General features: G+C 39.1%; 16 protein-coding genes. 8 read left to right on the forward strand and 8 right to left on the reverse strand.

Annotation, left to right across the window (positions count from 1 at the left end; all coding sequences use genetic code 11):
- The first annotated feature begins 322 nt into the window (after window positions 1-322).
- Both IGI66_RS00905 and IGI66_RS00910 read left to right on the forward strand, forming a co-directional pair.
- Window positions 323-2,320 (forward strand): KUP/HAK/KT family potassium transporter, encoded by a 1,998-nt coding sequence (locus IGI66_RS00905; RefSeq protein WP_438847054.1) that lies wholly within the window; start codon window positions 323-325, stop codon window positions 2,318-2,320.
- Between the two features lie 134 nt (window positions 2,321-2,454).
- A complete protein-coding gene (locus tag IGI66_RS00910; protein WP_438847056.1) occupies window positions 2,455-2,988 on the forward strand; it encodes a hypothetical protein in 534 nt (177 codons plus the stop codon).
- 3 nt (window positions 2,989-2,991) lie between these two features.
- On the opposite strand, the gene IGI66_RS00915 is transcribed toward IGI66_RS00910, so the two are convergent.
- The 3 genes from IGI66_RS00915 to IGI66_RS00925 all read right to left on the reverse strand — a co-directional run bounded on the left by IGI66_RS00915 (window position 2,992) and on the right by IGI66_RS00925 (window position 5,656).
- On the reverse strand, window positions 2,992-4,371 hold the full coding sequence (locus tag IGI66_RS00915; protein WP_288226851.1) for an MATE family efflux transporter: 1,380 nt from the start codon (window positions 4,369-4,371) through the stop codon (window positions 2,992-2,994).
- Window positions 4,372-4,492: 121 nt separating this feature from the next.
- Entirely contained in the window at window positions 4,493-4,816 is a 324-nt protein-coding gene (locus tag IGI66_RS00920; RefSeq protein ID WP_010782073.1) for a DUF960 domain-containing protein, read from the reverse strand.
- Window positions 4,817-5,038: 222 nt separating this feature from the next.
- On the reverse strand, window positions 5,039-5,656 hold the full coding sequence (locus IGI66_RS00925) for a 50S ribosomal protein L25/general stress protein Ctc (RefSeq protein WP_010782072.1): 618 nt from the start codon (window positions 5,654-5,656) through the stop codon (window positions 5,039-5,041).
- Between the two features lie 410 nt (window positions 5,657-6,066).
- Here IGI66_RS00925 and IGI66_RS00930 point away from each other — a divergent pair, with 410 nt between their 5' ends.
- The 3 genes from IGI66_RS00930 to udk all read left to right on the forward strand — a co-directional run bounded on the left by IGI66_RS00930 (window position 6,067) and on the right by udk (window position 8,184).
- The gene (locus IGI66_RS00930) at window positions 6,067-6,783 is read left to right on the forward strand and encodes a pseudouridine synthase (protein ID WP_438847059.1); all 717 of its coding nucleotides are present in this window, start codon (window positions 6,067-6,069) and stop codon (window positions 6,781-6,783) included.
- Window positions 6,784-6,794: 11 nt separating this feature from the next.
- Window positions 6,795-7,481, forward strand: a complete 687-nt coding sequence (locus tag IGI66_RS00935) for a YjjG family noncanonical pyrimidine nucleotidase (RefSeq protein ID WP_438847061.1) — start codon at window positions 6,795-6,797, stop codon at window positions 7,479-7,481.
- Window positions 7,482-7,551: 70 nt separating this feature from the next.
- Window positions 7,552-8,184 (forward strand): uridine kinase, encoded by a 633-nt coding sequence (gene udk, locus IGI66_RS00940; RefSeq protein WP_086306452.1) that lies wholly within the window; start codon window positions 7,552-7,554, stop codon window positions 8,182-8,184.
- On the opposite strand, the gene IGI66_RS00945 is transcribed toward udk, so the two are convergent.
- Genes IGI66_RS00945 through IGI66_RS00960 form a run of 4 tightly spaced genes read right to left on the reverse strand, consistent with a single transcriptional unit; the run spans window position 8,177 to window position 10,472 of the window.
- The gene (locus IGI66_RS00945) at window positions 8,177-9,421 is read right to left on the reverse strand and encodes a tyrosine-type recombinase/integrase (RefSeq protein WP_178983111.1); all 1,245 of its coding nucleotides are present in this window, start codon (window positions 9,419-9,421) and stop codon (window positions 8,177-8,179) included. The genes udk and IGI66_RS00945 overlap by 8 nt on opposite strands.
- Window positions 9,422-9,425: 4 nt before the next feature.
- The gene (locus tag IGI66_RS00950) at window positions 9,426-9,647 is read right to left on the reverse strand and encodes a hypothetical protein (RefSeq protein WP_178983109.1); all 222 of its coding nucleotides are present in this window, start codon (window positions 9,645-9,647) and stop codon (window positions 9,426-9,428) included.
- A gap of 53 nt (window positions 9,648-9,700) precedes the next feature.
- Entirely contained in the window at window positions 9,701-10,114 is a 414-nt protein-coding gene (locus IGI66_RS00955; protein WP_178983107.1) for an ImmA/IrrE family metallo-endopeptidase, read from the reverse strand.
- A gap of 13 nt (window positions 10,115-10,127) precedes the next feature.
- The gene (locus tag IGI66_RS00960) at window positions 10,128-10,472 is read right to left on the reverse strand and encodes a helix-turn-helix domain-containing protein (RefSeq protein ID WP_086306448.1); all 345 of its coding nucleotides are present in this window, start codon (window positions 10,470-10,472) and stop codon (window positions 10,128-10,130) included.
- Between the two features lie 303 nt (window positions 10,473-10,775).
- On the opposite strand from IGI66_RS00960, the gene IGI66_RS00965 reads away from it, so the two are divergent.
- Genes IGI66_RS00965 through IGI66_RS00975 form a run of 3 tightly spaced genes read left to right on the forward strand, consistent with a single transcriptional unit; the run spans window position 10,776 to window position 12,001 of the window.
- On the forward strand, window positions 10,776-10,952 hold the full coding sequence (locus IGI66_RS00965) for a helix-turn-helix domain-containing protein (RefSeq protein WP_086305891.1): 177 nt from the start codon (window positions 10,776-10,778) through the stop codon (window positions 10,950-10,952).
- A 10-nt stretch (window positions 10,953-10,962) separates the two neighbouring features.
- Entirely contained in the window at window positions 10,963-11,241 is a 279-nt protein-coding gene (locus IGI66_RS00970; RefSeq protein WP_438847065.1) for a hypothetical protein, read from the forward strand.
- A gap of 13 nt (window positions 11,242-11,254) precedes the next feature.
- The gene (locus IGI66_RS00975) at window positions 11,255-12,001 is read left to right on the forward strand and encodes a Rha family transcriptional regulator (RefSeq protein WP_438847067.1); all 747 of its coding nucleotides are present in this window, start codon (window positions 11,255-11,257) and stop codon (window positions 11,999-12,001) included.
- A 107-nt stretch (window positions 12,002-12,108) separates the two neighbouring features.
- Here IGI66_RS00975 and IGI66_RS00980 read toward each other — a convergent pair whose 3' ends face one another.
- Window positions 12,109-12,288 carry a YegP family protein gene (locus tag IGI66_RS00980; protein ID WP_367378295.1) on the reverse strand — a complete coding sequence of 60 codons (180 nt, stop codon included), beginning with the start codon at window positions 12,286-12,288 and terminating at the stop codon, window positions 12,109-12,111.
- Window positions 12,289-12,354 lie beyond the last annotated feature (66 nt).

The following is a 12,354-nucleotide window of genomic DNA, read 5'->3' on the forward strand; positions in this document are numbered from 1 at the left end:
GTTAGCGGTCAGTTATGCTTTTTGCAGTATGTAACAATCAAGCTTATTTTGGTTTAAATAGAAAATAATCGTTTGTGCTGTTTAGCATAATGATATGCGTAATGAGAATTTGATTCACTTTTTGGTTTTTGAAAAAGTGCATTCATTTAAAACGAACTAGCTGCGAGTGTGTATCGAAATATCGATGCAATTAGTAAAATCGATCCAAGGTGTCATGAATAAAAAAGTACGGGCGCTATCATCAGCATCGTGAAACTTCCTAAAACTTTTTAAATAGAACTCACTACCGATTCAGCGAACGGCGATAACAGGAGCGTGTAAAATGGAGAAAAAGAAAGATCGTATGAAAAAGCTTTCGGCAGGAGGATTGCTGATTGCGCTAGGTGTCGTGTACGGCGACATCGGAACGAGTCCGTTGTATGTCATGAAGGCGATCTTAGAAGAAAATGGCGGATTGAGCACAGTGACACAGGACTTCGTTTTGGGAACAGTCTCATTGGTTTTTTGGACTGTGATGCTCTTGACGACCGTCAAATATGTGCTGATAGCATTACGAGCAGATAATCATGGTGAAGGGGGAATTTTTTCTCTATACACCTTGGTTCGTAAGGGTGGAAAATATTTGATCATTCCTGCCATGATCGGTGGCGCAGCATTGTTGGCCGATGGGGTACTGACACCTGCGGTAACTGTCACCACGGCGATTGAAGGATTGCGAGGCATCCCTGATTTTTATCAAAAATTTGGCAACAATCAAAACGTCATTGTCATCATCACACTGATCATTTTACTTTTTCTATTTTTGATCCAGCGTTTTGGTACAGATTTTGTCGGAAAAGCTTTTGGGCCGATCATGTTTTTATGGTTCACATTTTTAGGGCTGATGGGTCTGTTGAATATTCCTTATGATTTTAGTGTCGTCAAAGCATTGAACCCGTATTATGCCGTTCACTTATTGTTTAATCCAGATAATAAGATGGGGATTTTTATTTTAGGGAGCATCTTTCTAGCGACAACGGGTGCGGAAGCGTTGTATTCGGATATGGGGCATGTAGGGAAGAAAAATATTCATTTCAGTTGGCCGTATGTACTGCTTTGCTTAATGCTGAATTACGCAGGGCAAGCCGCGTGGATCTTGCACGCAAAAGGGAATGCTTCAATTGAAGCCATTGATAACTTGAATCCATTCTTTCAAATTTTACCAGATGGCTGGATGATCTTTGGGGTCGTTTTCGCGACGATTGCCGCGGTCATTGCTTCACAGGCCTTGATCTCGGGGTCCTTTACTCTTGTTTCAGAAGCTATCAAATTGAAGCTGTTGCCAAGAATGCGGATCATCTATCCTGGTAAAAGCATTGGTCAGATGTATATTCCGGCCGTTAATATGATTCTATGGGGGGCCTGCTCGGTGATCGTGTTGACCTTCCGTACATCGACGCATATGGAGGCAGCATATGGACTATCGATTACGGTAACGATGCTGATGACGACCTTCTTGCTGTATCATTACCTGCTGCAAAATGGAACCTCTAAAATTCTAGCAGGTTTGATGCTCGTATTTTTCGGAACGTTAGAAGGCTTCTTTTTCATCTCAAGTGTGACGAAATTCTTCCATGGCGGGTTTGTCGCCGTTGCGATGGCCTTATTGATCCTGAGTGTCATGTACATCTGGTATTGCAGCAATCGCGTGCAGGAAAAGGCCAGTCAGGATGTTCAATTTAAAGATTATTTGCCGCAATTACAAGAACTTCATGACGATGATAAGATTCCTTATTACCAAACCAACGTAGTATTTTTGGTTCCGCGTTTGGAAGGGGACACGATACCGCAGCAATTTATCTATTCTATTTTGGATAAACGCTTAAAACGGGCAAAAGTTTATTGGTTTGTAAATGTTGAAGTAACCGATGAACCTTATACAGAAGAGTATAGTGTGGATATGATGGGGACTGACTTCATTGTGAAGGTCAAACTTTACCTTGGCTTCCGTATCGCACAAGACGTCAATGTATACTTGCGCCAGATCATTCATGATTTGATGAAGCAAGGACGATTGCCTAAGCAGCCTCAGCATTATTCGTTGACTCCGGGCCGTCAGGTAGGGGACTTCCGATTTGTGATCATCAATGAAGAATTATCGAATATGACGAGAATCGATAAGTGGGATCGTCAAGTCATGCAAGCACGTTTAGCCATCAAGCGCCATACGGTAACACCGGAACGGTGGTTTGGAATTGAATACAGTGAGGTCACGTATGAAACGGTGCCGCTGATTGTCGGCGAAACGAGAAAAACGTGGTTGAAAGAACGAAAACGTTAAAAAGTGCGCTCGTTTTTTCAAAAAATTAATTTTTAACACGAGCTTTTGGCGGAAAGAATTGCCAAAAGCTCTTTTCTTTTTATTTTAATTAAGTTAAATTAAGGTTAAAAAAGAATGAAGGCGAGGGTTGCGAGATGGAAATGACGATTTCAGGTTTGCGTGAAAAACTGGTGAACACCGATGAGGAGCAGCTTAGAGAATTGATCTGCCAGTTGTACAAGCATTCGGAGATTTCGCAACAGATGATCGATTCCCGTTTTTTAGGGGATGATTACGGGGTGCGTATCGCACAGGAGATGAAGCAGAAGCTGGATCAAGCGTTTTTTCCCCATGAAAAAATTGATCTTTCTTTGGCGAATGCAAAAGAGCTGCTGCGGTTGTTTCGTAAAAGGTGTCAAAACCAGCGTGCATTGATTGACGTGGAATTATATTATGTGGAATGCGGATTGGATTTTATGGACATGTTTGGAGCAGGCGATGGGGAGAACAAAAATCTCTTGCTAGTAAATTATGCTTCGGCAGTGGCTCGGATCTTGGAAGATGAGTCACATATTTATTTCCATACGTATTTTTCAAGGTGCGGTCAGATCATTCAAGCAACCAAAGAATTCACACCAGAATTTGTGCGAAATATGACGGCTGTGTACCAGCAACTAGCAAAAGAGTGAGGCTTACGCCTCACTCTTTATTTGTGGTTGCAACGATTCTTGATGGTATTCTTGATCCAATTTTTTTAGATTGCGCATTGCTTTAAAATAAGAAGTCAATAGAACGGCGGTTGAACCGATCCAGGCAAGAGGTGAAGCAAATGCAGCACCTGCGAAACCAAAGGAATGGGTCAAAATCACCGCGGCAAAGGAACGCATAACGAGCTCCATGATCCCGGCGAATGTCGGGATTTTTGCTTGTCCTAACCCTTGCAAGGTATATCGTAAAATAAATAAGATCGCTAATACCCAATACAGTGCGCCGTTGATATTAAAATAGGTTTGCGCTAGTTCAAAGACACGGGTTTCACTAGGATTAACAAATAATGCGACAAAATATTTTCCGCAAGTGATGACCAAGAGGCCTGCAAAGAGGCTAAAGGCACCACTCATGATCAAACATTGTTTGACACCTTTTAAAATTCGGCCATATTCTTTCGCTCCGAGATTTTGAGCAGTAAATGTCGCCATGGTGATTCCAAAAGACATCATAGGCAAGATAGCAAATTGATCAATCCGGGCAGCCGTTGTTTGGGCAGCCACGACATCTGTTCCCAATGTATTCAATGCGGATTGTAAGATGACCGCTCCGATCGCGATAATCGATGATTGGAAGCCCATAGGCAGCGCAGCATTCAAATGAACACGCAATTCTTCTTTATCAAAAGTAAAACTTTTTCGATTTACTTGCAGCATGGGAATCTTTCTGCGAATAAACCAAATACACATCAAACTAGCTGAGATTTGCGCGATGACTGTAGCAAATCCGGCACCTGCAACGCCCATGTGGAAGTAGATGATGAAAACCAGGTCCAATACCACATTGATGACTACCGCAAACGCTAAAAAGAAAAGCGGTGTTCGACTATCCCCTAACGCCCGCACCATATTGGATAAAAGGTTGAAGGCCATGGAAGCAAAGATCCCACCTAAAATAACGGAAATGAATTCTTGCGCTTGGTCGAGAAGCTCAGGAGGTGTTTGCATTAAAAGTAGTAAAGGACGTAAAAACACTAAGCTCAAAACGGTTAATACAACACTCACACCGAGGCTGATAAGGATCGACATAGCAAAACTTTTACGCACGCCTTGTGCATCCTTGGCACCAAAGCGTTGCGCTGTGATAATCGACAATCCTGCAGTTAGACCTTGAGCAAAACCGATGATTAAAAAACTGACGCTGCTAGTGGCACCCACAGCAGCCAAAGCATCTTTTCCTAACGTTTGACCAACGACGACCATATCTACCATACTGTAAAATTGCTGAAATACATTTCCTACAAACAAAGGCAAGGCGAATAAAATAATCAGCTTTGCCGGATTTCCATGAGTCAACTCTTTCATCTTTTTCCCGCTTTCTAATAAAATTTTCTGATTGATATTACCACAAAATTTTCTGAAAGCAAGGGTCTCGCGTAAAAAGTTAAGAAAAAAAGGCAACCCTTAAGAAAGGCTGCCTACTAATTTAACGTTGACGAATTTCATTTGGTAATAAAATCGTTTGACGGCTTCCGTCATCATATGCATAGACTTCTTGTGGAAAGTCCGATGAATAGCCAAACGGTAAGTCGATCCCCATCTCAACTTCACTGCCTTCTTGTGAGAAGTACATCGTGACGCGCCCCTCATTGTTAAGAAGATCGAAACTTAAGATATTGTCTAATGGAATTAATCCCTTTAAATCTAAGTCAATGATATACCAGATACTATCAATCAGCTCGCCTGGCAAGCTGGACACCACACCGACAGAGGCGTAACGACTTTTTTTAGAATCAAATGTTTCAAACATAGATTTTCCTCCTTTAGTTGGAATCACTTACTTAAAGTACAAATAAGCTTTGTAGTGACTTATTGTAATTCTTTTTAGAGAAAAAAACCACTCATAGTGCTTGATGTATAAGAAAAAGTAAAAGTATCACGTATCTAAAAAACAAACCATCCTCATTTAAAAAGGGGAGAAGTCGTTAAAAAAAGGCGTGCCGATAAACCATCGGCACACCCAGTTAATGGATTATTCTTCTGTTGATTCACCAATAACTTCTGGTTCAGCGCCTTCAGCAACTTCTTCTTCTTCAGGAAGTTCTTGGGCTTCTTGGATCGCTGCGATTTGTTCTTCTGCATCTGTTACGATGGTGTAGTCCGCATTTTTAGGTAGGTCACCTACTGAAATGGATTGACCGATTTCTAATCCAGAGATATCTACTTCGATGCCTTCTGGTAATTTTTCTGGTGTTGCAGATACAGTAGCTGTATAAAGTGTTTGTGTTAAAACGCCGCCTGCTTTCACACCAGCAGCTTCACCAACAAGTGTTACTTCTGTTTCAGCTTCTGTTTCTTCTGTTAAGTTTACGGATAATAATTCAACGTGTGTTAAATCATGTGTAAAGGTGTCTACTTGCGTTTCACGTAATAAGGTATTAACCTTTTTTCCGCCAAGTTCAATTGCAAATACAGTGTTTGCGCCATTTTCACGCAATAATTTAGAAAATTCACGTTCGTCGATCGAGATCGTTGTGCTTTCTACTTTGTATCCGTTGACGACTGCTGGGATTTTTCCTTCGTGACGCAATTTGTTGCGTAGGGAACGGGGACGAGTTGCTCTTTCTTCTACTTTCAATGATACTGCCATAACCAAATTCCTCCTTAAAATGTGACTGTCTGTGGTTGTTCAGACAGATTTTATTTAAGTGATAGGTTATTCTCAGCACAATGGCTTTGCGAAAACGCAAAAAGACAGTCGAATACACAACTGTCCAAAAAAAGTCTGAGTTCAACTTTCTCTACCAGGTCATAACGCTGTGTATGAGAAACCTTTGACACAAGAGTGTCGATTCACTTAATATACGAATTTTCTAACTCGTATATTAAAAGTGTAGGACTCCTTCAGACAAATTGCAAGGAAAAACGCTTTTGTATTTAAGCAAAAAGCATCAAATGATTTTTATAAAATGAAAACAAAGAGCTTGGACAGCTTTGGAGAGTTTGTCTTTTAATGGAATTTCGGTATAATAAATCCGATAGATTTGAGGGAGCAAAGACATGCGATTGGACAAAGTGATCGAACAGCAATTGAAAACAACACGCAAAGAGATGAAGCGTTTGTTTCTAATGAAAAAAGTGTTTATTGATGGCAGCGTTGAGCGCAATCCTCAGCGTAATGTGGATAGTCAGCTCCATGATATTCAAGTAGACGGACAAAGCGTACAAACAACTCACGTCTATTATTTGCTGAATAAGCCTGCGGGTGTTGTGACAGCAAAGAAAGACGACCAATTTCAAACAGCTACAGAATTAATAGCAGAAAAAGAACGACCAGAGAATCTTTATCCAGTAGGACGCTTAGATCGGGATACGACAGGATTGTTGCTTTTGACCGACAATGGTCAATTGGGTTACGACCTTTTGCAGCCAGGAGCAAAGGTTGAAAAAACCTACCGTGCTAGAGTGAACGAACGGGTGACCTCAGAAGATGTAGAAGCATTTGAAGCAGGGATCGTCTTTCATGGCGCCATTCGCTGCCAGCCTGCAAAACTGACGATTCTACATTCTGAACCAGGAAATTCGGAAGTAGAATTAACAATAAAAGAAGGAAAATTCCATCAGGTTAAAAAAATGTTTTTGGCCCGTGGGAAAAAAGTAATGCGTTTAGAGCGTCTTTCTATGGGACCCTTGCGATTGCCAGAAGAACTGCCAGTAGGAGGCTATCGTTCGCTAACATTGGACGAATTGGAGCAATTAAAAATATACTTTAGATAGAAGGTTTGAAGATGAGCTATGAAACGATTTTATTTGATATTGATGATACGCTGTTAGACTTTAAAGCAGCAGAAGAACAAGCATTACTATGGTTGTTTCAAGATATGGATATTGAACCGACGTTGGCTGTGAAAGAAAAGTACAAAAAAATGAACCAAGGATTTTGGCGGGATCACGAAGCGGGCATACTCTCTCGACAAGAATTACTGGACAATCGTTTTCGTCTGTTTTTCGAAATGTATGAGCGCGATGTGGATGGTCCGAAAACAGAGGCACGGTACCGGCATTATTTGAATCAAGGCTATCAATTGATGACGAACAGCTTGGAAGTTGTCGACACGTTGAGTCAGAAAAAGGATCTTTACGTCGTAACGAATGGCGTTTCCGTGACGCAGCATCAACGGCTGGAGAAATCCGGACTGGCGCCTTATTTCAAAAAGTTCTTTATCTCAGAAGAAATGGGTGTTCATAAACCTATGAGAGAATTTTTTGATATTGTTTTTTCTGAGATCCCACGCTTGGATAAAGAGAAAACAGTGATTGTCGGCGACTCCTTGACCTCAGATATTTTGGGAGGAAAGACAGAGGGCATTGATACCATTTGGATGAACCCTCAAGAAAAAGAGGCAGATGCTGTCCAACCGACGTATCAGATCAAAAAATTAACCGATCTCTACCAGATTTTAGAAGAATTTTAGGATTTTGATAGCAATTTGACAATGTTTCGCTATAATAGGACTAATGAAAAACGAAAGAGGTTTTATTTGCATGAAAAACAAGCCGATCATTATTGGCGTAACGGGCGGTTCAGGAAGTGGAAAAACGAGCGTCAGCCGTGCGATTTTCAATCGATTTCCTGATCATTCGATTATGATGTTGGAGCACGATTCTTACTATAAAGATCAAAGCGGGATCAGCTTTGAAGAACGATTAGAAACAAATTACGATCATCCTTTTGCGTTTGATACGGATTTATTGATCGAGCATCTAAAAGAATTGACGAACTATCAATCAGTGGAAGTGCCGATTTATGATTATGTCGCTCATACACGCAGTGACGAAGTTTATGTGCAAGAGCCGAAAGAAGTAATTATTTTGGAAGGGATTCTGATTTTAGAGGACGAGCGTCTGCGGGACATGATGGATATTAAAATCTATGTAGATACAGATGACGATATTCGGATCATTCGTCGAATCAAACGCGATATGAACGAGCGTGGTCGGACACTGGAATCTGTCATAGAACAATATCTGACAGTGGTGAAACCAATGTACCATCAGTTTATCGAGCCAACCAAGCGTTATGCAGATATCATCGTGCCTGAAGGCGGAGAGAATCATGTAGCGATCGATTTGATTGCAACCAAAGTAGGAACTTACCTTGGTAAAGGCTCTATATAGCGGTGTTTTTGATGTCTGACTTTACAGATTTTTGGCTTTGCCCCGCTTTTGCCCCGCTATCGATTTGCTTAAGCATTTTATCGAATTGGGAAATAGTTTCTCTACGCTTGTCTCCAGTAATATGGGCATATATATCTAAGGTAGTCTTAACATTAGAGTGACCGAGCAACAATTGTAATGACTTAGGATCAGTGCCAGCTTGAATTTGTAGAGCAGTGTATGTGTGGCGCAATCCATGTAAAGTAATTTTTGGTAGCTTTGCTTTATTGATTATTACGTTAAATTTATTTCGCATATCCCTGGGTGTCATAGGGGAACCATCTTTTTTACAAAATAAAAAATGTGATTCTCGGAAGACTAGCGGAAAGAGTTCAGCATATTCGTTACGTAAGTTTATCCAATTTTCAAGTTGCTTATAGGCAATCTCTGGCAAGGGAATTGTTCTATAAGCGCTTTTTGTTTTTGGAGGGTAAACTTTATAACTATTTTTTAGTTGGTTTGATGCAGAAGAACCTAATGTTTTTGAAATATAGACTTCTTTGGTCATAGGATAATAGTCATTGGTGTACAGTGAACAAGCTTCACCTATACGAAATCCCCCATAAATTAATAAATAGTACAACGCTAAATCGCGTTGTTTCTCTAATGTAATGTAATAACTACTTTTCTTTCTTTTCTTAGTTATTTCCGATAAATTGAACTCTCTAAACTTTTGAATATCAACTAATTCCCAGAATTCAATCTTTTCCTCTAAATCTTCGTAATGAGGAATTTTTACGTCGGCAATGGGATTTGCTTTGAAATAGCCATCTTTAACAGATTGCTTTGCAATCATCTGCGCGACTTGATTAATCGCTATTAGTGAGTTGCGTTTATAACGTTTAGCTAGCTCATTCAATTTTTTTTGGTACAGGTTATGAGAAAGCTTACTCAACCGTAATTGCTTAAAAGTATCTTTCAGTACGTTTAGATAGGTCTGACGTGACCGTATAGACGTTTCTTTTACAGAAGCTTTATAGGTGTCGAACCAACTATCAGCGTAGTCTCTGAATAGAATATTAGGCATTTTAGCCACTATGCCGTCTTTAACGTCGATATAGGCTTCTGCAGCCGCATACTCTGCTTCCGGTTTCGTTCCAAAGCCTCCTTTACTATGTTCAGTTTTTTTCCCTGTGATTGGATCGACGTAACGAATACGATACTCCCATTTTTTTCCTCTTTTTCTGAATGTTGCCATGAATTTACTCCTCTCTTTCTTTTCGCTTTCCATATAATTCAATATAAGTTTGATTTGTATCAGTGTATTTTTTTAGCGGGTGTACTGATGTTATAGGAAAATCTACAAATACAAAACCATGTTCCCAAATGACACATCCATCAACGTAAATATCTGTATCGGGAGGAACCTCTTGTAAGATTTTTATGAGTTCATTGGCGGTGATAGGTTGCTTTTTGTTTTTCATGAATACCTGTCTTTGTATCGAACGTATGTTCGTTTTTTGTTAAAAAAATATAATCAGACCATTTGTGCTCTGTAAATATATTTTATAAATAAATCTTTGACAACAGGCTCGTACCGAGTATCAATCTCATTATCTTCGATGAATTTCATATAGTTTAGATACTTACCATCAATATCTACTGAATAAATGTAGCTTTTAACAAGATTGTCGATTACGAATTGGTTTGCTTCGTTCTCCATTTTAGAATGAAGCGAATATGCGCAGTTGTATAAGTCGTAATTATTTTGATGTTTTGCAGCATGCCCTAATTCATGTAACAACTTTATTTGTCTATGTCGATCGTTAAGCCTGTCGTCAATTACAATTGTATTTATCGCGGCAATGTATTTCCCGTCAGAGTCCAGTTCTGGAACATAAATTATATCGACGCCGAGTTCTTTAATCAATTTACTGATTTCTCTATCCAAACAAGCCACCTTCTTAGCGTTTTTTGTTTTTTTCTATATATGCTTCAATAATTCCAGTTAAAACTTCTCTATCGTGATCTGTTAAAGGCTCACCGTCACTACTCATGACCGATGACAACGCTTCTTCAACTGTTAACGTTGGTTTTTCATTACTCATAGCAGGATTATCTGTCCGACCAAGGAGATAATCAGCTGAGACTTGGAAGTAGTCAGCTATTTCTTGGAGTTTCTTTGCGCTAGGGTTAGTATTTTTAAATCTATACAAAGTATTTTTGGAATATCCCATGTCATTTTCCACATCATTTATTGATTTTCCTTGTTTTTTTGCCAAAAATTTTAGCCTTTCAAATAGCGTCATTACGGCATTCTCCTAACCGCTTAACAAAATAAATTAAAACAAAGCAGTAAAAATCATTGACTATTTTATGCATATGTTTTAATATATGTTGTGTAAGCTAATTCAATAAGCTAATAAGCAATAAGAAAGACACCTAATAAAAATTAACAATTCGACGTCGCCAAACTAAGAATGTTGATTTAATAGGATATTTCTAGGCTTTTTTAACTATGAATTCATTCTAAAACATTTGCGTAAAAATTGCAATGAAAATTAGCGAATTTTTTTAGCTTACAAATAGTAATAGAAAGGAGAATGGCTGAAATGTCACAAGATTTAATTACTCAAATTAAGATTGCTTTAGTAACAAAAGGAGAAAATCAAACATGGCTAGCAAGACAATTAAAGATATCTGATGCTTATATGTCCGACATTATGAATGGAAAACGAAGTCCTCAAAAGAAGATTAAAGAGATCAAAGCAGCGTTAGATTTGGAATAGGAGGGTTAGCATGTTAGATCAGCGAAACCTATTTGATCCAGTCGAATATGCGAAGCGTTGTATTGAAGAAGAGGTAGAAAAATTACTACCTAAAGAAATTCTTTTTGCAACGATTGATATGAAAATATTAGTTCAAATCACAAACCATAGCGATTCCTATTTAAAACAAAATTTCATAATCACTCCAGAGGCACAATCTTTAGAATGCTCGCCTACAACTAAACACTTATGGAAGTATCCAGAAATTAGAGATTGTTGGTTAGAGTTTTGCGAACAGAATAAAAAGTAAAGGAGACGAAAAAATGAATCAGTTAACACAAACATTAACAAGTAATGAAGTAGCGGAAATGATCGGGAAAGATCATAGCAAATTAATTAGAGATATCCGTACTTACATTGGTTATTTAGGAGAAGCCAAAATTGGCTCGTCCGATTTTTTTATCGAATCAACTTATAAAAGTGAACAAAACAAAGATTTACCAAACTACCTATTAACTAAACAAGGTTGCGAAATGGTCTCGAACAAGCTGACAGGTCCTAAAGGCGTTCAGTTCACTGCAAAATATGTGAATCGCTTCAACCAAATGGAAGAACATATCAAAGAACAACTAGACACATCAAACTTAAGCCCTGAGCTTCAATTTATGAATAGCGTCGTGCAGTCGTTGGCGAAACAAGAACGAGAAACGAAGCGTATCGAAAACAAAGTAGATAGCATTACTGAGATTGTTGCTCTTAACTCGACAGATTGGCGGAAAGATTCACGCACACTTATCAGTAAGATGGCTAAGGCGCAAGGCGGCTATGAAGCTTATCGGGAAGTCCAAGCGGATATCTACCAAGAACTAGACCGCAGAGCGGGATCGTCACTGAAGACACGTGTTACGAACAAGCGACGTCGAATGGCTGATGAAGGTGTTTCAAAATCCAAGCGCGACAAGTTGAGTAAATTGGATGTAATAGCTGAAGACAAGCGTTTACTAGAGATTTACCTAGCGATTGTCAAAGAGTTCGCGGTTAAGTACGGCGTATGGGACAACGAATTTTAGGAGGGAATAGTATGAATGAAGAAAAACAAAAACAGCTAGAAAGCATTGCAGACAGACTTTTGGAGAAGGCAGCTGAAATGAACTCTCTAGCAAATGAGATTTATAAATTAATCGGTCATATCGATGACTAAGCAACCTCTATTGATTCCTTGTTTAATAGAGTCGATTGTTTTTTTAGCAGAATCTTTGTAGCGATAAGTTTCACTAGTTGCAACTATCTCATTGTTTGCGGATTTGAGAACAAAGTAGTATTGACCATCTGTCGCTTTTCGAATAACAAAATACATTTTATTCACCACCTTATCAGCTATTTCAGTCTGTCACACTGATAAGGAAATTATACCAAAAACAAT

Source organism: Enterococcus sp. AZ048, from assembly GCF_051715125.1.
Taxonomy (GTDB): Bacteria; Bacillota; Bacilli; order Lactobacillales; family Enterococcaceae; genus Enterococcus_A; species Enterococcus_A gilvus.

Bases quoted from the DNA above. Each gene is read 5' to 3' on its own strand.
- IGI66_RS00905 (WP_438847054.1), top strand. From the start codon at position 323: ATGGAGAAAAAGAAAGATCGTATGAAAAAGCTTTCGGCAGGAGGATTG.
- IGI66_RS00970 (WP_438847065.1), top strand. From the start codon at position 10,963: ATGTTAGATCAGCGAAACCTATTTGATCCAGTCGAATATGCGAAGCGT.
- udk (WP_086306452.1), top strand. From the start codon at position 7,552: ATGAAAAACAAGCCGATCATTATTGGCGTAACGGGCGGTTCAGGAAGT.
- IGI66_RS00980 (WP_367378295.1), bottom strand. From the start codon at position 12,288: ATGTATTTTGTTATTCGAAAAGCGACAGATGGTCAATACTACTTTGTT.
- IGI66_RS00935 (WP_438847061.1), top strand. From the start codon at position 6,795: ATGAGCTATGAAACGATTTTATTTGATATTGATGATACGCTGTTAGAC.
- IGI66_RS00930 (WP_438847059.1), top strand. From the start codon at position 6,067: ATGCGATTGGACAAAGTGATCGAACAGCAATTGAAAACAACACGCAAA.
- IGI66_RS00960 (WP_086306448.1), bottom strand. From the start codon at position 10,472: ATGACGCTATTTGAAAGGCTAAAATTTTTGGCAAAAAAACAAGGAAAA.
- IGI66_RS00915 (WP_288226851.1), bottom strand. From the start codon at position 4,371: ATGAAAGAGTTGACTCATGGAAATCCGGCAAAGCTGATTATTTTATTC.
- IGI66_RS00920 (WP_010782073.1), bottom strand. From the start codon at position 4,816: ATGTTTGAAACATTTGATTCTAAAAAAAGTCGTTACGCCTCTGTCGGT.
- IGI66_RS00910 (WP_438847056.1), top strand. From the start codon at position 2,455: ATGGAAATGACGATTTCAGGTTTGCGTGAAAAACTGGTGAACACCGAT.
- IGI66_RS00975 (WP_438847067.1), top strand. From the start codon at position 11,255: ATGAATCAGTTAACACAAACATTAACAAGTAATGAAGTAGCGGAAATG.
- IGI66_RS00925 (WP_010782072.1), bottom strand. From the start codon at position 5,656: ATGGCAGTATCATTGAAAGTAGAAGAAAGAGCAACTCGTCCCCGTTCC.
- IGI66_RS00945 (WP_178983111.1), bottom strand. From the start codon at position 9,421: ATGGCAACATTCAGAAAAAGAGGAAAAAAATGGGAGTATCGTATTCGT.
- IGI66_RS00950 (WP_178983109.1), bottom strand. From the start codon at position 9,647: ATGAAAAACAAAAAGCAACCTATCACCGCCAATGAACTCATAAAAATC.
- IGI66_RS00965 (WP_086305891.1), top strand. From the start codon at position 10,776: ATGTCACAAGATTTAATTACTCAAATTAAGATTGCTTTAGTAACAAAA.